We start from the raw sequence: 16,347 nt of genomic DNA on the forward strand, positions 1-16,347 counted from the left end.
CTTCATTCGAAATCTCCTCGTTCATCTTGCCGAGAAAATTCTACGTTTGCAGCCCCTTAAAATCGGGGGGGATTACCGGACCGGTCGCACGTACGGGTGCAACGGGCGCACTCATGTCGATCTATGTACGGGACCCCGACGGCAATTTGATCGAGGTCGCCAATCCGGCTTAGGTTTTCATCCGGATCGCCTCGGTACGGAGTTCATCCATCAGTTCATCGAGCAGTTTAATCCCGAATTCATTGATCAGATGGCCATTTTCGTCCCATTGATCCCCCGTCGCGGCGATCATCACCTCGGGCCCGGTCAGAAGGCGCGGGCGGAACGGCGTCAGGCAAAGGCGGGTCATATTCTGTGACCGCTCACCTCCCGCCCTCCCGGCGGCGGCAGAGACAATGGCGACAGGTTTATGAAACCACGGGTTACCCTCGGTCCGGCTGATCCAGTCCAAGGCGTTCTTCAGCACGCCACTGATACCCTTGTTATATTCGGGCGTGGCCACGACAACGGCATCCGCGTTGGCGATTTGATCCGCCACGGCTTGAACTGCCGGCGGAATGCCCTCCGCGTCATGCTCGTCGGCATCGAACACGGGGAACCGGATATCAGCGAGCGCGAAAGCCGACGCGCCAAACCGGCGCGCCGCCTCTTTCGCCAATAGCGTATTCGTCGATCCGGCCCGAAGCGAACCGCTGATCCCCAAAAGAGTCAAATCTGTCATAGCCAAGGCCCTTTCTGCTGCTGGGTCATGAGCTACAACGCAACAGCGCCACGGCAAGCCGCGGCGCTGCAAAAGTTTCGCACGAATTGGCGCAGGTTACGCGTTCGGCAGGATCACGATTTCGACGCGGCGGTTCTGGGCCTTGCCTTCAGCGGTCAGGTTGGACGCAACCGGCTGATCCTCGCCCCGGCCAATCGCGGCGATCCGGCTACCCGGCACACCTTCGGAGATCAGCACGTTCGCCACGGATTGGGCGCGGCGCTGCGACAGGTTCTGGTTATAGGCGGCATCGCCGTCACTGTCGGTGTGGCCAATGACCTGAACCGTGGTGTTCGGATAGGCGAGCAAGCTTTGACCCACGTCCCGCAGATCGGAAACCAGTGTCGGACGCAGCGATGCGCTGTCGGTGGCAAACAGGATATCCTGCGGCATGGTCACGATCAGACGATCACCGGTGTTGCGGATATCGACGTTGTTGCCCAGCTGCTGACGCAGCTCGGCTTCCTGCTTGTCGAGCTGATTGCCGATGGCCGCACCGGCTGCCGCGCCGACGAGGGCACCGGCAACAGTCGCGCGGTTGCGCTCGCCCACGTCGCTGCCACCGGCCAGACGGCCAGTGATCGCGCCAAGGCCCGCGCCAATCAATGCGCCCTGCTTGGCCTGGCGGTTCGGATCGTTTTCACTGATCAAGGGTCCGGTGGTACAGGCGCTCAGGCCAAAGGATGCCACGACGGCGAGAAGAATCGGGGAAGTTGCCCGGATCATAGAGAAGCCTCTCAGGTTTAATTGCCCTCCATTCATGAGGGCTATCATGCTTGATATACAATAACATTGGATAGCCTCGCACATAAGTCACGAGAAAATCGGCAAAGCTCCGCCCATCAAACGCTGCATTTCCCGTCAGGCCTCTTCGCGCGCGGCCTCCCAGGCGAGGATCGCGCGTTTGACGGGAATGCCCCAATGATAGCCGCCCAGCCCGCCAGATTTCCGCAGGGCGCGATGACAGGGGATCAAATAGCTGATCGGATTGCGCCCCACAGCGGTGCCCACGGCACGCACAGCCTTGGGATGTGCAATGGCCTGCGCAATTTCCGAGTATGTGGTGACATGGCCCGAAGGGATCTGCATCAAGGCTTCCCAGACCTTGATCTGGAACGGCGCCCCGATCAGGTACAACGGCAGCGGTCCGTCCTGCTGCACCCCGAAAGCCTGCAGCGCCCAGGGTCTGAGCCGAATGGGGTCCTCGATGAACGCCGCGTTGGGCCAGCGCCCGACCAGATCCTTCATGGTGTCCTCTGCCGTGGTCTCGGCCGCGAACCCGATGCCACAGATCCCCTTGTCCGTGCCCATGACGAGCGCCGGGCCAAACGGGCTCTCGAACCACCCCCAGTAAATCGTCAGCCCCTGCCCCGCGCGCGCGTAATCGCCAGGGCTCATCGCCTCCCAGCGCAGGAACAGATCGTGCAGCCGTCCGCCCCCGGAGAGGCCGGATTCATGCGCCGCATCGAGCGTCGTGAACTTCTGCTGCAACAGCCGCTTGGCGTGGCTCAGGGTCAGGTATTGTTGATATCGTTTGGGCGACACGCCCGCCCATTTGCTGAACAGGCGCTGAAAATGCGCCGGGCTCATGCCGATCTCGCCCGCCAGATCGTCCAGCGTGGCCTGCGGCCCAAGCGTGTCCACCGCGTCGATCGCGCGGCGCATCACGTGGAAATGGTATGAATCGCTCTGTGTCATGGATCGCAGGCTAGGCGTATCCTGCCCTGCCCGCGACCCGCTTCTTGCGCTTTGACTCAGGCTATTGTGCGCCTGCGCCGGATAACAGCCAGACCGCCAAGCGCCGCGAGCAAGAGCGGCAGACCCGCTGGCAACGGAACAGCGGCGGTGTAGTAGAAATTCCGGTAAAAGCTGGACTGGGCATTGCCATCTTCGGACGGTGCCGTGTTGGGATCGAAATAATTGTAAAACGGGACATATCCCGCCCCACCGGCATCATAGGAGCCACTTGCCGTTACGGCGAAGGTGACCACGAAGGGCACCGATCCGTTCACCTCCGTCACGGCAAAGATGTCCGGACTGGTGATGCCAACGGTCAGCGGATCAATCCAGCCGGATCCACCGCTGACGATGGTGACGACAGCGCGGGTAAAGACCGGACCGGCAAGGATAGACGTCGTGCCTTCGTAAACGAGGGTCGCGCCAGACATGGAGGCAACGCTCATAGTCTCGCCCGCGGCGTTGATCGACCCATCCATGGCGAGGCCAAATTCCTCAAGGCCCCACCAAAGCTGATCCCAGGCGGCGGAATCAAAGCCCGAATAGGTCCAGGTTGCAGTGCCGGTATTGGGACCATAGTTGCTGAACGCAAAACCTGACCCCGAGTAGCTCGTCCCGCCAGGCGCCGGATAGCCCGCCAGAGTCGCGGAATGGGCCGCCGATCCGAGCATCAAGACACCGATCAGTGCAGCAATTCGTTCAAGAAATTTCATTTTGAAGTCCTCCCTATCGCTCTGTTGAATGCAGGTATCTTACCATAAAACACGGCAATCTTTGACGGCGGCGGCACGGGTTTTGTGTCAAGCCCGCCCGCCTCCCGCCCCGGAGCCGACCTGCCAAGGCGCCAGGCCTCGTACTGCGCACTCGGACTTGCCCGGGACGACTTTGCAGTCCATACCTCCGCGCATGGCCAAACAGCTCGACTATCATACGATCCGAGAGATCTTCACCCGCTTTCAGGACTCCGAACCGGAGCCGAAAGGCGAGCTTAACCACGTCAACGCCTATACGCTTGTCGTCGCTGTGGCGCTCTCTGCTCAGGCGACGGATGCCGGGGTGAACAAGGCAACCGAAACGCTTTTCCAGATCGCGGACACGCCCGAAAAGATGCTTGCCCTTGGCGAAGACGGGGTGATCGAGCACATCAAGACCATTGGCCTCTTTCGCAACAAGGCCAAGAACGTCATCAAGCTGTCCCGCATCCTTGTCGAGCAATACGGCTCCGAAGTCCCCTGCTCGCGGGCCGCGCTGGAATCCCTGCCGGGCGTCGGGCGCAAAACGGCGAACGTGGTGCTCAACATGTGGTGGCACTACCCCGCGCAGGCCGTGGACACGCATATCTTCCGGGTCGGAAACCGCAGCGGCATCTGCCCCGGCAAGGATGTCGTCGCAGTCGAGCGCGCCATCGAGGATCACATCCCCGTCGATTTTCAACAGCACGCGCATCACTGGCTGATCCTGCACGGGCGCTATATTTGCGTGGCGCGGAAACCGAAATGCAAGGCCTGCCTGATAAGCGATCTGTGCCAATTCGAGGAAAAGACTGCATGAGCAAGAAGTACAAAGTCATCGGCATCGGCAACGCCGTCGTCGATGTGATCAGCCGCGCCGAAGATACCTTCCTTGACCTGATGGGCATCGAAAAGGGCATCATGCAACTGGTCGAGCAGGAGCGCGGCCAGACACTCTATGCCGCGATGGAAGACCGGGTACAGACGCCCGGCGGATCCGTTGCGAACACAATCGCCGGGATTGGCACGCTGGGTTTGCCGACGGCTTTCATCGGCCGGGTCCACGACGATGCGCTTGGGCGTTTCTATGCGGATGCGATGACCAAGGAGGGCATCGATTTCGTCAACCCGCCAGTGCCGGGGGGCGAGCTGCCGACCTCGCGCAGCATGATCTTCGTCTCGCCCGACGGTGAGCGCTCGATGAACACCTATCTCGGGATTTCCTCCGAGCTGGGGCCCGAAGACGTCAGCGAAAAGGTCACCGGAGAGGCCGAAATCGTCTTTCTCGAAGGCTATCTCTTTGACAAACCCAAGGGCAAGGAGGCCTTCCTGCGTGCCGCGCGCACCTGCCACGCGGCGGGCGGCATGGCCGGGATCGCCATTTCTGATCCATTCTGCGTCGAGCGTCATCGCGCGGACTTCCTCACCCTGATCGAAAACGAGATGGACTATGTCATCGGCAACGAGGCCGAGATCCGCTCGCTCTATCAGAATGATGATCTTGAAGCCGATCTGGCGGCTGTCGCGGCAATCTGCCCGCTGGTGGTCTGTACCCGCTCAGGCGATGGCGTCACCATCATCCGCAATGGCGAACGCTTCGATATTCCGGTGGAAAAAGTTGTCCCTGTCGACGCAACCGGCGCCGGGGACCAATTCGCCGCGGGCTTTCTCTATGGTCTCGCAACCGGCGTCGACATGAAAACCGCCGGGCGTATGGGATGCACGGCTGCGAGCGAAGTCATCCGGCACATCGGCCCGCGCCCGGAGGCGAACATGCAGGCACTGTTCCGCCATACAGGCCTGATCTAGCGGCGATTTTACGCTTGGTTCACGGAGTGGGCCTTTGGGATTTGCGCCACCGGGAGTAGCCTTTTCGACAAAGGTATTTTTCCGGAGCATTTCATGACGCGGTACATTGTCCTGCGCGACACGTCAGGGAATTGGTGCAGATCAACGGTTCCCGTGGTTCGCACCATCCGGCCAAATGACCCTGATCAGCCGGGCGTGCCGTATTTGTCCATCTGGGAGCTGACGCCATCCGAAGTCGATGAAATCGCGAAAGATCCGTCCTACCTGCGCGTCACCCCGGTCATGCCCACCCGCTTGCTGGCCCCGGAGCCGATGGACGATGTCAGAAGCTCGGATCTGGTGCCCGGGTGGGGTTCGGTCGCGGTTGGTGCCGATTCGACGCCCTATTCGGGAAAAGGCGTGCGTGTGGCTTTGCTCGACACCGGGATCGACGCGCGCCACCCCTGTTTCAAAGGGCTGTCCCTGACAACCCGCGATTTCGTCGGCACAGGAATTGACGACGTGAACGGTCACGGCACGCATCTTGCCGGGACCATCCTTGGGCGCGATCTCGGGGGCATGCGGATCGGCGTGGCGCGCGGCATGACAACCCTCGTGGCGGCCAAGACACTGACCGACACAGGACAGGGCCGCACCGACGAATTCCTTCATGCGCTGCTCTGGGCCTTGACGGAGAAGGCCGACATCATCGGCTTTTCCCTCGCCTTCGACACCCCCGCCTACGAAGAGCAACTGGCCGCCGAAGGGTACCCGCAGACGCTCGCCAAGAATGCCGCAATTCATGCCTATCGCGGCAATCTCCGGGTGTTCGAGACGATCCTGAGCATGATGGACCGTGAGACCCGTCCGCTTATCCTTGGCGCCGTCGGCAATGACAGCCTGCGGACCATTTCGCCCGACTTCGTGACCGGTCCCGCCTCTCCGGCCGCAGCGCGCGGCGTGTTGACCGTCGGCGCCATTGGCCCAAGCAGCACGGGTTACGTCCAGGCTCCGTTCAGCAACATCGGGCCGCTCCTTGTGGCGCCCGGGGTCGGCATCGTGTCAGCCTGCCCCGGTGGAGATGTGCGCAGCATGAACGGCAGCTCCATGGCCATGGCGCATGGGGTCGGCGTTGCGGCGCTTTGGGCCGAACACCTGCGCGAGACCGGCGCGCCCCTCAATGCGGAGACGCTGGCAGCCGCCCTGATCGGCGCAACAACCTATGATGGGATCTCACCGGATGTCGGCCTTTATGATCGCGGGCAGGGTCTGATTCAGGCGCCGCTTGCCCGGAACGATTGAGCAAACGAGCCCGGCAGTCAGTGCGCCTCGGCCCAGTTTGCCCCCTGACCCGCGTCGACGATGAGCGGCACGTCCAGCTTGACCACCGGCTCCGCCGCCCCCTGCATCACATCGCGCGCCGCGCCGATCAGATCATCCACCGCGGCCGTCTCCACTTCGAAAATCAGTTCATCGTGGACCTGCAGCAGCATTTTTGCAGGCAGCCCCTCGATCGCCTTCGGCATCCGGACCATAGCGCGCCGGATAATGTCCGCCGCCGTGCCCTGAATGGGCGCGTTGATCGCGGCGCGTTTGGCAAAGCCCGCGCGCGGGCCTTTGGCGGCAATCTCGGGCGTGTGGATCACCCGACCAAACAGCGTCTCGACCCGCTTGTGCTCGGTGGCAAAGGCAATGGTCTCGTCCATATAGGCCTTGATCCCCGGGAAGCGCTCGAAATACCGGTCAATAAAGCCCTGCGCCTCGGCGCGCGGAATGCGCAGGTTGCGGGCAAGGCCAAAGCCGGAAATGCCGTAGATCACACCGAAGTTGATCGCCTTGGCCTGACGGCGAATCTCCGGCGTCATCTCCTCCATCGGCACGTTGAACATCTCGGAAGCGGTCATGGCGTGGATGTCCTGCCCGTCGCGGAAGGCGTCCTTGAGAGCGTCGATCCCGGCCATATGGGCTAGAATCCTCAGTTCGATCTGGGAGTAGTCGAGACTGACCAGAACCTTGCCCTCGTCGGCCACGAACGCCTCGCGAATGCGCCGCCCCTCTTCGCTTCGCACCGGAATGTTTTGCAGGTTCGGATCATTCGACGCCATCCGCCCGGTGGTTGCCCCGCTTTGCAGGTAAGACGTATGAACGCGGCCGGTTTCCTTGTTGATGTGCTCCTGAAGCGCATCGGTGTAGGTCGATTTCAGCTTGGACAGTTGCCGCCAGTCGAGCACGCGGGCGGGCAGATCATGCTCGGTCGCGAGGTCTTCGAGAATGTCGGCGCCGGTGGCATAGGCCCCTGTCTTGCCCTTCTTGCCGCCCTCAAGCCCCATCTTGTCAAAGAGAATCTCGCCAAGCTGCTTGGGCGAGCCGACGTTGAAGCTTTCACCGGCAAGCGCGTGGATTTCCGCCTCCAACCCGGCCATCTTCTGGGCAAAGGCATTGGACATGCGTGACAGCACTTCGCGGTCCACCTTGATCCCGGCCATCTCCATCGTCTTGAGCACCGGCACAAGGGGCCGTTCCAGCCCCTCGTAGACCCGCGTAACCTTGGCTCTGTGAAGCTGCGGCTTGAAGGTCAGCCACAGGCGCAGGGTAATGTCCGCATCCTCGGCGGCATATTTCACCGCCGTTTCGATCGGCACCTGGTCAAAGGTGATCTGCTTCTTGCCACTGCCAAGCAGATCCTTGATCGGGATGGGCTTGTGCGACAGATACCGCTCCGAGAGCGTGTCCATGCCGTGACCATGCAGCCCGGCATTCATCGCATAGGACATCAGCATGGTGTCGTCGATCGGCGCGACCTCGACGCCATAGCGCGAGAAGACCTTGGCATCGTATTTCATGTTCTGCCCGATCTTCAGCACCGCCGGGTCTTCCAGCAGTGGCTTCAGAGCGTCCAGCGCTTCGTTCAGCCCCAACTGCCCCTCGGCCAGATCGTCGTTGCCGAACAGATCGTCGCCAGCGTTCTCGCGGTGGGTCAGCGGGATGTAACACGCCTCCCCCGGCACCACGCTCAGCGAGATCCCGACAAGATCACAGGCCATCTCATTGAGGCCCGTGGTCTCCGTATCGACGGCCACATACCCCCGCTCCCGCGCCTGCGCGATCCAACGCTCCAGCGCCGCCATGTCGGACACGCATTCGTATGTCTCGGGATCAATCGCGGGCCAGTCCGGTGCCTCCTCCGGCGGGTTCGCGCCTTCGGGCGTGGTGTCCGGCATGGTCGGGGCCTCGACGCCCAGTTTGTCCGACACGCGCTTGGTCAGGGTGCGGAACTCCATCTTGGTCAGAAAACCAAGCAAATCCTCCGCCACGGGCTCGCGCACTTCGAGATCATCAAGCGTGAAGGGCAGATCCATCTGCTCGTCCAGCTGCACAAGCTTCTTCGACAGCTCGATCTGTTCGCGGTGCTCGATCAGGGTCTGCCGCCGCTTCGGCTGTTTGATCTCTTCGGCCCGGTCCAGCAACTCTTCGAGCGAGCCAAACTCGTTGATCAGCAAAGCCGCCGTCTTGATCCCGATGCCCGGCGCGCCCGGGACGTTATCGACCGAATCCCCTGCCAGGGCCTGCACATCCACCACGCGCTCCGGGCCGACGCCGAATTTCTCCTCGACGCCTTCGCGGTCAATGCGCTTGTTCTTCATCGGGTCGAGCATCTCGACGCCGCCGCCGACCAATTGCATCAGGTCCTTGTCGCTCGACAGGATCGTGACCCGCCCCCCCGCTTCACGCGCCTGTCGTGCCAGCGTGGCCATGATGTCGTCGGCCTCAAAGCCTTCGATCTCCTTGCAGGCAATATTGAACGCAAGTGTCGCCTCGCGGGTCAGCGGGATCTGCGGGCGCAGGTCTTCTGGCATGGCCTCGCGGTTGGCCTTGTACAAATCGTACATATCATTGCGGAAGGTGTGGCTCCCCTTGTCGAAGATCACCGCCACATGCGTCGGGGCTTCGGGACCGGTATTCTCTTCGATGTAACGCTGCAGCATGTTGCAAAAGCCGCTGACCGCCCCGATCGGCAACCCGTCGGATTTCCGCGTCAGAGGCGGCAGCGCATGGAACGCCCGGAAAATATAGGCCGAGCCATCAATCAAATGAAGATGGCAGCCCTTGCCGAAGTTCTCGCCCATGGTACACCTCTGGAATTCCTGTTCAGAGGCCTGTTTGCCATGTTCCGTGTCCTCATGCCAGTTGTCCTTTGCCTCGCGGGCCCGGCCTTTGCCGATGGGCTGACGCTGCGCGCTCCGGGTGAAAATCCGCCGCCCGCAGAGCTCGCGCCGCCGTGCGAAAATATTCCCGGCAGACAAAGCAACTGCGTCCGCGTTCTGGCCTGTATCGGCGCCTCAGGGCTGTATTTCGATGGCGCGGCTCGGGGTTGGGATCAGGGCACCGTGGAGGGGGTCACGAGCGAAGGAATCGCCTGCGCCGGGCACTGGCGGTCCGGCGGGTTTCTTGGCTCCGGAACGTCCCGGATGCAGTGCGAGGACGGTCTGGAAGTCTCCGTGCTCTATTACACGCAAGACAACGAAACCGGCACGGTCATCGGGCGCGGCACCGATAGCATCGGACGCGCGATCACCGTCTGGACCGGGGAAAACGTGTTGCGATACCTGACGGGGGATGGGCGACCGTCGGCTGAACTGCCCTGCGGGCCGACCCCGATCCCGATCGGCTAGGTCAGACCTTGCCTTCGAAATCCGTGTGCACGTATTTCGCGTCGCAATAGGGACATTCGACAAAACCGGTCGTCTCAGGGATCTGCAACCAGACGCGCGGGTGCCCCAGCCCCGCCTCGCCGCCGTCACAGGCCACGCGATAGCTGTCAACGATCTTGGTTTCCGGCGCCTCGATGGTCATGGAACGCTTTCCCTTTGACTGGCTTTGCACTAGGTGCCTTATGCGCCAAGTGACCTGAAGGAGCAAGATGCAGCCATGACGCAGGACGCAATCCGGATTGCCGGACTGAAGAAAACCTATGACGGTGGCAAGGACGCTCTCAAAGGCATTGATCTCACCGTGCCGGCCGGGTCGGTTTTCGGTCTGCTCGGCCCGAATGGCGCGGGCAAGTCGACGCTGATCAACATTCTGGCCGGGCTGGTCACGAAAACCGCCGGATCCGTGGAAATCTGGGGGTGGGATCAGGACCAAAATCCGCGTCAGAGCCGGGCCGCCATCGGCGTCATGCCGCAGGAGCTCAACCTAGATCCGTTCTTCACGCCGCGTGGCGCGCTTGAAGTGCAGGCCGGGCTCTATGGTGTACCAAAGGCGCAGCGCCGCAGCGCTGAAATCCTTGAAATGGTCGGCCTGTCCGACAAGGCAGAGGCCTATGCCCGTACCCTGTCCGGCGGCATGCGGCGGCGACTGCTGCTGGCCAAGGCGCTGGTGCACACGCCGCAGGTGCTGGTTCTGGACGAGCCGACCGCCGGGGTGGATATCGAGCTGCGTCAGATGCTCTGGGCCAATGTGCGCAAGCTCAACCGCGAGCGCGGCATGACGATCATTCTGACCACCCACTATCTCGAAGAGGCCGAGGAGATGTGCGACGAGATCGCCATCATCAATCACGGCGCGCTGGTGGCGCGGGACAGCACGAAAAACCTGCTCGGACAGCTGGACGCCAAGACCATGGTGATCCTGCCGGAGCAGACGCCGGAGAGCCTTCCCGAAACACCGGGCATCGCGATCGAGCGGCGCGAAGACGGCACGCTGGCCTTCAGTTACAATGCCAAGGAAACCACTGCCGAGAGCGTTCTGGGCGCCGTTCATGCAGCGGGCATCCGCATCCGCGACGTGCGGACCGAACAGGCGGACCTGCAGGACGTTTTCCTGTCGCTGACCAAGAGCGCCTGAGCCTGGCACCGACGCCGGGCAACAGGCCGAAACTCCGCTTGGCTCAGCCCTTGGCCAGCATCCGCCCCAGCACGCGTCCGGCAAGGATGTGCACATGCAAATGCGGCACTTCCTGCACGCCGTCGTGGCCCGCGTTGGAAATCAGCCGCCAGCCATCCTCGGCCACGCCCTCCTGCTTGCAGACCTCGCCAACCGCGCGGATGTAATCGACGATTTCGGCATCTGACGCCGTCTGCGCGAAGTGATCAAAGCAGACATACGGTCCCTTCGGAATCACCAGGACATGCGTCGGGGCCTGCGGATAAAGATCGCGAAAGGCCAGGGAATGCTCGGTTTCGAGCACGGTGGTGTTCGGGATCTCGCCGCGCAGGATCTTGGCGAAGATGTTCTGATCGTCGTAAGTATAGCTCATGTCTGTCCTCGGGGTCGTGAACCGCTGTCAGTCGGCATAAAGATAGTCGGTGGCGGCGATGTCCAGCGCCTTCTCCGGCGTGATCGTCAGGAATTCCGCCAACGCCCGCGCATTGGCCTCGGGCAGGTCCGCCTCGCGGATTCGCAGGAAGTTGTCAAAGTTCGCATCGCGGATCTGATCGCTTTCGTGCAGCATGTCATTGCGCACCGTCGGCAGCAGCCGCTCCAGCGTCTCACGCGGTGTCCGTTCTCCGGCAAGGCCGACGCGCTTGGCATGGCCAACCAGGTATTCATCTGAAAACAAACACTCTATTTCCAGCATCCGGGTCAGTGCCCGGTCATTTCCGAAGTCTTCGAGCAAATCGAGATTGGCCGGGTCCATGCAAACGATCAGCCGGTCGGTTTCATAATAATCGTACAGCATTCGCATCAGGGCCCGGCGGTGGCGGTGGCGTTTGTCCATGCTGGACTGGATGCCACCGAGGTCCGGGAGCGGGCAGTCCTGTTCGTTAAACAAATATTCGATGCAGGGGATGTTGGTCATCTGCCGCACGCGGTCGAGCAGACGTTTGGCCACGTGCCACTTCTTGCACACCACGATAAGCAATTCGCGCTCGCGCCCGAGCGAGCTTTCCTTCTCCCAGAAGCGCGGCGCAAAGCGGCGACCAATGCGTCCTTTTTCCGTCAGGAACTTGTACAGCGAACGCCCCTCGTTGGAGATCTGGAAGCGCACCCCTTCGGAGGCATAAAGCACACCGAGGCGGCGGCGCAGCTCGGTGGCGTCAGGGCTGATCTTGCGGGCAAAGAGAAAGTCCTGCGAAAGCAGCAAGTCATAGTGATCGTTGTACAAAGTCACCGGCATTCCATAGTCCGAAAACATCAGGAAGGTCAGTGTCCGGCTGTCGATTTCATGGCCCGGCACGAGATGGCGCACCAGCGTCTGGAAGAAGGTCTCATCGGGAATCCAGGTCGTCCGGAAGAAGCGCATCACATCGCGGCGGCGCTTGGTGAAATCGAGAATCCATTCGATGGTGCGGCGGCGCAGACACCACCACTGGCTGCCGATCATGATCTCCAGATCGTCCGGGATACGGCGTTTGATCCCCAGGCGTTTTTGCACTTCGAACATGGCGTAGAAGCGCGCTTTCTGGGTGCGTTCGTTGAACCAGTGCCGATAAATCAGTCGCTCTTCCCTCCAACCGGTCTTGATCCACTCGGACTGAAAATAGTCAAAGCTTTCAACATAGTCGCAGTCGCGCCGGTCCAGAAACTCATGCGCGTATTCGGCGGATTTGATCGCCATGCAATCGCCGGAAAGCATGTAGAAATGGGTGGCGCGCGGGAAGCGGTCGACGGCGGCCTGAACCGCATTCAGGGAGGCCTGCACAAGGCTCCATTCACCCCAGCCGCATTTGATCCGCCTGGCGAAGGTGACGTTGGGATTGTCCTTCAGAGCGGCTTTGATCCTGTTGAAATCGGCGCGGGGGGCGCGGGCGTCGAAGTGGATCGCCATGTAATCCCCCACAGCCGTCAGGCTCTGCGCCTGCTTGATGATGGCGTCAGGATCCTTGTGACACAGGAGTATGAAGGCGATTTTTGCCATCGGTGAAACCGCGCTGCCCTACTTTCGTCTGAATGGTTATGTGATAAGGGTGAAAGGACGTTGAAGAAACCTGTTTTCTTTGTTTTTTCTTGGGAAGTTTGCGTACAGGGTGGGGCTGGTTGCGCCTTTTGGGAGGTTGAGTGCATGGGGTTTCCAGGCACCTGGATGACAGAAAGTCAGAGCGTCGTGTATCGGGTCGTGCCAAAGTGTGCGTGCTCGACCATCGGGCAGATCATGTATTATTCGGACCACGGGACGTTTTTTGATGGTGACATCCATGACGCCGCGGAAGGCATGCACAAGTGGGCGATCGAAGAGAGTCAGCCGCTGATCAAGGCCAATGTGAAGACCCGGACCAGCTATACCTTCACCTGCGTCAGGAACCCCTATACCCGTGTTTTGTCTAGCTTTTTCGACAAGATCTGCGGCATTCAGCGGAACGGGAAGCGCTATCGTGGCAACCTTGTGCCGCTGCTCATCCAGAAATACGGCGTCGAGGTCGGCGGGCCGGAGGGGCAGGACGATTTCGACCAGATCAAGAGCTTCCGGCGCTTCCTTTTGTTCGTGCGTGACACCATCCGCTGGCGTCGCCCGATGGAGCCCGACATCCATTGGAGCGCCATGTCGGGCCATGTGAGCACCTTCATCGTCAATGGCGGGCGCTACAATAAAATCTTTTGGACTGAACAGTTTAACGAGGGCATGCAGGATGTGCTCGACCACATAAACACGGCGCATCCCGTCGATCTGAGCAGCATTCCGCGCTTCAACGAAAGCGAAGGGCACGGGCCGAAACGGCTGCATCCGGTGGAGGATTATTTCGACGATCTGTCCATGCACCTGATGAAGGAAATCTATCACCGGGACTTTGCGCTGTTCAAGTACGACTTCGACAATCCGGCGAACAAGATGCCCATCGGGGAGATTGATCTGGCCGAGGTGCACGCCAAGCTGGGCGACTGATCCCCTTGCGAAAACCGGGCAAAGGTTACAGCACCGAACGCCCGGTAACGGACCGTTCGGTGCCCCCGCACACGCGTTTCAAGGGGCAATTCGGTACAAAATTCGCGGATTTTGGTACGAAATGCGGAGCCCGGATCGGGACCCTTTGGATGGCCCAAACAGCGTTTGGTACGATTCGCAGCGCGTTTGGTACAAAACCCCGAAGCGGGACGCGCAACCGGGCCGAATTCCGGTTAAGGTCCGTTAGGAAGGATTAATCCGCCGTCGCTGCCGCCCGACGGGAGGCCCCCTGAGCCGCAGCACGGCATTGACCGGACACCCGGAGTGCGATGGATCGCCCGGCCGCGCATGGCGCCGGGGATCGCTTGGGTGTGATCATCCGAGACCCCCTGCCCCCGCACAAGCCAGTCGGTCGTGGCGATGCCGGAACGCCCCTTTCAGAGGGACCGCCCGTACCGTTACATCGAAAGCGGCATGGCAATGCACAGGATGGGCAATTTGCGCATCTTGGTGGCCTTGATGGCCATGACACTGCTGTCGTTTCCCGCACGCGCGGCGGCGACGGTCTGCATCCTGATCGCCGATGCGGACACGGCGGATATCCTGTTGGACGAGGGCGATTGCCGATCCCGCACCACGCCGGCGTCCACCTTCAAGGTGCCTGTTGCGGTCATGCCTGTGACGCGGGGGTTCTGACGGGGCGCCATGCGCGGGAACGGGCCAAGGCGTCACCCCGCACTCTGACGCGGGATGGGTTGCCCAGGGATTGGTTCGGGCTGGTCGATTGAGGCCGGTCCGGTGATACCGGCCAGAGGGCGGGTGCCTCAGTCGTCCGGCAGCTCGTCAGAGGGGATGACCGGGAAGAACTGCCCCGAGGACCACAGACCGAACCAGCCCTCGTGATGGGAGCCGAGATCGACAAGGCGGTAGAAGCTCTTGCGGTCGATCAGCGCTTCGAGATTGGCACGGATCAGCACATAGGGCGACGGCTCGCCAGTTTCGGGGTCGCGCTCGACCCGAATGGGATGGTCGGGACCGGCGGTGGCGGTATCGCCCACATGGGTTTCGAAAGTCAGGCTCTGGGCCTCGCCGGTGCCCTGCGCGGTGAAGTCGACGGCGACGAAGGGCGCGTCATCGACGGTGATCCCGACCTTTTCCACCGGAGTGACCAGAAAATAGGCGTCGCCATCCTTGCGCAGGATGGACGAGAACAGTTTTACCAATTCAAAGCGCCCGATGGGCGTGCCAAGGTAGAACCACGTGCCATCACGGGCGATGCGCATGTCGAGATCGCCGCAAAACGGCGGATTCCACAGGTGGACCGGCGGCAGGCCCTTTTTGCCCGCCGTGTTGGAGGCAGCACGCGCCGAGGCGGCGAGGCCTTCGGCAGAGGGGGTCACGACATTTTGTCCGCTCATAACTTTTGCCATTTACGTTTCGGGCGATACACTCATCACCACAACTATAGTTCGTTCAGGAGAATTGCCATGGCCGAGGCCGAAGATCTGGTTGCCGATATCGAAGCGCTTGAGGCACGGCTGGCGGAGGCCAAGCGGTCGATCACCGCACGGTTCATCGGGCAGGAGCGGGTCGTTGACCTGACCTTATCGGCGCTGCTGTGCGGTGGACACGCGCTGTTGATCGGCCTGCCGGGCTTGGGCAAGACACGGCTTGTCGAGACGCTGAGCACGGTGATGGGCCTCAATGGCAACCGCATCCAGTTCACGCCCGACCTGATGCCCGCCGATATTCTCGGCTCCGAGGTGCTGGAGACCGGGCCGGACGGCAGCCGGGCGTTCAAGTTCATCGAAGGGCCGATCTTCTGTCAGCTTCTGATGGCGGACGAGATCAACCGCGCCTCTCCGCGGACGCAATCGGCGCTGCTGCAGGCGATGCAGGAAAAGGTGGTGACGGTGGCCGGGCAGACGCGGGCGCTGGAGGCGCCGTTCCATGTGCTGGCGACACAGAACCCGATCGAACAGGAGGGCACCTATCCGCTGCCGGAGGCGCAGCTCGACCGGTTCCTCGTGCAGATCGACGTGCCCTACCCGGATCGCGGCACGGAGAAGGATATCCTGCTGGCCACGACCGGCGTGGAAGAGGCGGATTCGCATCAGGTGTTCGACGGGCCGACGCTGATCGCGGCGCAAAAGCTGCTGCGCCGGATGCCGGTGGGCGATGCGGTCGTCGAGATGATCCTCGATCTGGTGCGGGCCTTCCGCCCGGGCGATCCGGCCTCTCCGGAGCGGGTGAAGGAGATCGTGGCATGGGGTCCGGGGCCGCGCGCGGCGCAGGCGCTGATGATGACGGTGCGGGCGCGGGCGCTCTTGCAGGGGCGGCTGGCGCCGTCGCCGGAGGATGTGCTGGACATGGCCAAGCCGGTTCTGGTGCACCGCATGGCGCTGAGCTTTTCGGCGCGGGCGCGGGGCGAGGATCTTGGCGCGCTGATCGACGATGTGGCGAGCGGCATGGCGAAGACGAAGGCCGCCGCGTGACGGGACCTTTGG

At 61.8% G+C, this 16,347-nt stretch carries 17 protein-coding genes and 1 pseudogene; 9 read left to right on the top strand and 9 right to left on the bottom strand.

Features of this window, described 5'->3' with window-relative positions; translation table 11 throughout:
* Positions 1 to 77: 77 nt before the first annotated feature.
* Positions 78 to 173: pseudogene (locus ACN2XU_RS08505) on the top strand (VOC family protein); the annotation flags it as partial.
* Here ACN2XU_RS08505 and ACN2XU_RS08510 read toward each other — a convergent pair.
* The 4 genes from ACN2XU_RS08510 to ACN2XU_RS08525 all read right to left on the bottom strand — a co-directional run bounded on the left by ACN2XU_RS08510 (position 170) and on the right by ACN2XU_RS08525 (position 3,210).
* A complete protein-coding gene (locus ACN2XU_RS08510; RefSeq protein WP_419409999.1) occupies positions 170 to 721 on the bottom strand; it encodes an NADPH-dependent FMN reductase in 552 nt (183 codons plus the stop codon). The pseudogene ACN2XU_RS08505 and the gene ACN2XU_RS08510 overlap by 4 nt on opposite strands.
* A 96-nt stretch (positions 722 to 817) precedes the next feature.
* Positions 818 to 1,486: a YiaD family glycine zipper/OmpA-like lipoprotein gene (locus tag ACN2XU_RS08515; protein ID WP_419410000.1), complete on the bottom strand. Its 669-nt coding sequence runs from the start codon at positions 1,484 to 1,486 to the stop codon at positions 818 to 820.
* Between the two features lie 135 nt (positions 1,487 to 1,621).
* A complete protein-coding gene (locus tag ACN2XU_RS08520; RefSeq protein WP_419410001.1) occupies positions 1,622 to 2,458 on the bottom strand; it encodes a methylated-DNA--[protein]-cysteine S-methyltransferase in 837 nt (278 codons plus the stop codon).
* 56 nt (positions 2,459 to 2,514) lie between these two features.
* On the bottom strand, positions 2,515 to 3,210 hold the full coding sequence (locus ACN2XU_RS08525; RefSeq protein ID WP_419410002.1) for a VPLPA-CTERM sorting domain-containing protein: 696 nt from the start codon (positions 3,208 to 3,210) through the stop codon (positions 2,515 to 2,517).
* 193 nt (positions 3,211 to 3,403) lie between these two features.
* On the opposite strand from ACN2XU_RS08525, the gene nth reads away from it, so the two are divergent.
* The 3 genes from nth to ACN2XU_RS08540 all read left to right on the top strand — a co-directional run bounded on the left by nth (position 3,404) and on the right by ACN2XU_RS08540 (position 6,318).
* Entirely contained in the window at positions 3,404 to 4,048 is a 645-nt protein-coding gene (gene nth / locus ACN2XU_RS08530; RefSeq protein WP_419410003.1) for an endonuclease III, read from the top strand.
* Positions 4,045 to 5,037, top strand: a complete 993-nt coding sequence (locus tag ACN2XU_RS08535; RefSeq protein WP_419410004.1) for an adenosine kinase — start codon at positions 4,045 to 4,047, stop codon at positions 5,035 to 5,037. The genes nth and ACN2XU_RS08535 overlap by 4 nt, the downstream gene beginning before the upstream one ends.
* A gap of 93 nt (positions 5,038 to 5,130) precedes the next feature.
* Positions 5,131 to 6,318 (top strand): S8 family serine peptidase, encoded by a 1,188-nt coding sequence (locus ACN2XU_RS08540; protein WP_419410005.1) that lies wholly within the window; start codon positions 5,131 to 5,133, stop codon positions 6,316 to 6,318.
* Between the two features lie 17 nt (positions 6,319 to 6,335).
* Here ACN2XU_RS08540 and polA read toward each other — a convergent pair whose 3' ends face one another.
* The gene (gene polA, locus ACN2XU_RS08545) at positions 6,336 to 9,143 is read right to left on the bottom strand and encodes a DNA polymerase I (protein ID WP_419410006.1); all 2,808 of its coding nucleotides are present in this window, start codon (positions 9,141 to 9,143) and stop codon (positions 6,336 to 6,338) included.
* On the opposite strand from polA, the gene ACN2XU_RS08550 reads away from it, so the two are divergent.
* Positions 9,114 to 9,689 (top strand): hypothetical protein, encoded by a 576-nt coding sequence (locus ACN2XU_RS08550; RefSeq protein ID WP_419410007.1) that lies wholly within the window; start codon positions 9,114 to 9,116, stop codon positions 9,687 to 9,689. The two genes, polA and ACN2XU_RS08550, sit on opposite strands and share 30 nt — an antisense overlap.
* A gap of 1 nt (position 9,690) precedes the next feature.
* On the opposite strand, the gene ACN2XU_RS08555 is transcribed toward ACN2XU_RS08550, so the two are convergent.
* Positions 9,691 to 9,870 (bottom strand): zinc-finger domain-containing protein, encoded by a 180-nt coding sequence (locus ACN2XU_RS08555; protein WP_419410008.1) that lies wholly within the window; start codon positions 9,868 to 9,870, stop codon positions 9,691 to 9,693.
* 75 nt (positions 9,871 to 9,945) lie between these two features.
* Between ACN2XU_RS08555 and ACN2XU_RS08560 the strand changes: the two genes are divergently transcribed.
* A complete protein-coding gene (locus ACN2XU_RS08560) occupies positions 9,946 to 10,863 on the top strand; it encodes an ABC transporter ATP-binding protein (RefSeq protein WP_419410009.1) in 918 nt (305 codons plus the stop codon).
* Positions 10,864 to 10,906: 43 nt separating this feature from the next.
* On the opposite strand, the gene ACN2XU_RS08565 is transcribed toward ACN2XU_RS08560, so the two are convergent.
* Positions 10,907 to 11,275 (bottom strand): histidine triad nucleotide-binding protein, encoded by a 369-nt coding sequence (locus ACN2XU_RS08565; protein ID WP_419410010.1) that lies wholly within the window; start codon positions 11,273 to 11,275, stop codon positions 10,907 to 10,909.
* A 27-nt stretch (positions 11,276 to 11,302) separates the two neighbouring features.
* Positions 11,303 to 12,877, bottom strand: a complete 1,575-nt coding sequence (locus tag ACN2XU_RS08570; RefSeq protein WP_419410011.1) for a DUF5928 domain-containing protein — start codon at positions 12,875 to 12,877, stop codon at positions 11,303 to 11,305.
* 144 nt (positions 12,878 to 13,021) lie between these two features.
* Between ACN2XU_RS08570 and ACN2XU_RS08575 the strand changes: the two genes are divergently transcribed.
* Positions 13,022 to 13,840 carry a sulfotransferase family protein gene (locus ACN2XU_RS08575; RefSeq protein WP_419410012.1) on the top strand — a complete coding sequence of 273 codons (819 nt, stop codon included), beginning with the start codon at positions 13,022 to 13,024 and terminating at the stop codon, positions 13,838 to 13,840.
* 519 nt (positions 13,841 to 14,359) lie between these two features.
* Entirely contained in the window at positions 14,360 to 14,536 is a 177-nt protein-coding gene (locus ACN2XU_RS08580) for a hypothetical protein (RefSeq protein WP_419410013.1), read from the top strand.
* 128 nt (positions 14,537 to 14,664) lie between these two features.
* Here the strand turns inward: ACN2XU_RS08580 and ACN2XU_RS08585 are convergent, their stop codons facing one another.
* The gene (locus ACN2XU_RS08585; protein WP_419410014.1) at positions 14,665 to 15,258 is read right to left on the bottom strand and encodes a DUF1285 domain-containing protein; all 594 of its coding nucleotides are present in this window, start codon (positions 15,256 to 15,258) and stop codon (positions 14,665 to 14,667) included.
* A gap of 69 nt (positions 15,259 to 15,327) precedes the next feature.
* Here ACN2XU_RS08585 and ACN2XU_RS08590 point away from each other — a divergent pair, with 69 nt between their 5' ends.
* A complete protein-coding gene (locus ACN2XU_RS08590; protein WP_419410015.1) occupies positions 15,328 to 16,335 on the top strand; it encodes an AAA family ATPase in 1,008 nt (335 codons plus the stop codon).
* Positions 16,336 to 16,347: the final 12 nt, after the last annotated feature.

The sequence above is a fragment of the Pacificoceanicola niger genome (genome assembly GCF_048553275.1).
Lineage (GTDB): Bacteria > Pseudomonadota > Alphaproteobacteria > Rhodobacterales > Rhodobacteraceae > Pacificoceanicola.

Excerpts from the sequence above, each read along its gene's own strand:
- polA (WP_419410006.1), bottom strand. The coding sequence starts at position 9,143 with ATGGGCGAGAACTTCGGCAAGGGCTGCCATCTTCATTTGATTGATGGC.
- ACN2XU_RS08515 (WP_419410000.1), bottom strand. The coding sequence starts at position 1,486 with ATGATCCGGGCAACTTCCCCGATTCTTCTCGCCGTCGTGGCATCCTTT.
- ACN2XU_RS08590 (WP_419410015.1), top strand. The coding sequence starts at position 15,328 with ATGGCCGAGGCCGAAGATCTGGTTGCCGATATCGAAGCGCTTGAGGCA.
- ACN2XU_RS08550 (WP_419410007.1), top strand. The coding sequence starts at position 9,114 with ATGGCAGCCCTTGCCGAAGTTCTCGCCCATGGTACACCTCTGGAATTC.
- ACN2XU_RS08510 (WP_419409999.1), bottom strand. The coding sequence starts at position 721 with ATGACAGATTTGACTCTTTTGGGGATCAGCGGTTCGCTTCGGGCCGGA.
- ACN2XU_RS08565 (WP_419410010.1), bottom strand. The coding sequence starts at position 11,275 with ATGAGCTATACTTACGACGATCAGAACATCTTCGCCAAGATCCTGCGC.
- ACN2XU_RS08575 (WP_419410012.1), top strand. The coding sequence starts at position 13,022 with ATGGGGTTTCCAGGCACCTGGATGACAGAAAGTCAGAGCGTCGTGTAT.
- ACN2XU_RS08520 (WP_419410001.1), bottom strand. The coding sequence starts at position 2,458 with ATGACACAGAGCGATTCATACCATTTCCACGTGATGCGCCGCGCGATC.
- ACN2XU_RS08555 (WP_419410008.1), bottom strand. The coding sequence starts at position 9,870 with ATGACCATCGAGGCGCCGGAAACCAAGATCGTTGACAGCTATCGCGTG.
- nth (WP_419410003.1), top strand. The coding sequence starts at position 3,404 with ATGGCCAAACAGCTCGACTATCATACGATCCGAGAGATCTTCACCCGC.
- ACN2XU_RS08585 (WP_419410014.1), bottom strand. The coding sequence starts at position 15,258 with ATGAGCGGACAAAATGTCGTGACCCCCTCTGCCGAAGGCCTCGCCGCC.
- ACN2XU_RS08560 (WP_419410009.1), top strand. The coding sequence starts at position 9,946 with ATGACGCAGGACGCAATCCGGATTGCCGGACTGAAGAAAACCTATGAC.
- ACN2XU_RS08580 (WP_419410013.1), top strand. The coding sequence starts at position 14,360 with ATGGCCATGACACTGCTGTCGTTTCCCGCACGCGCGGCGGCGACGGTC.
- ACN2XU_RS08525 (WP_419410002.1), bottom strand. The coding sequence starts at position 3,210 with ATGAAATTTCTTGAACGAATTGCTGCACTGATCGGTGTCTTGATGCTC.
- ACN2XU_RS08570 (WP_419410011.1), bottom strand. The coding sequence starts at position 12,877 with ATGGCAAAAATCGCCTTCATACTCCTGTGTCACAAGGATCCTGACGCC.
- ACN2XU_RS08540 (WP_419410005.1), top strand. The coding sequence starts at position 5,131 with ATGACGCGGTACATTGTCCTGCGCGACACGTCAGGGAATTGGTGCAGA.
- ACN2XU_RS08535 (WP_419410004.1), top strand. The coding sequence starts at position 4,045 with ATGAGCAAGAAGTACAAAGTCATCGGCATCGGCAACGCCGTCGTCGAT.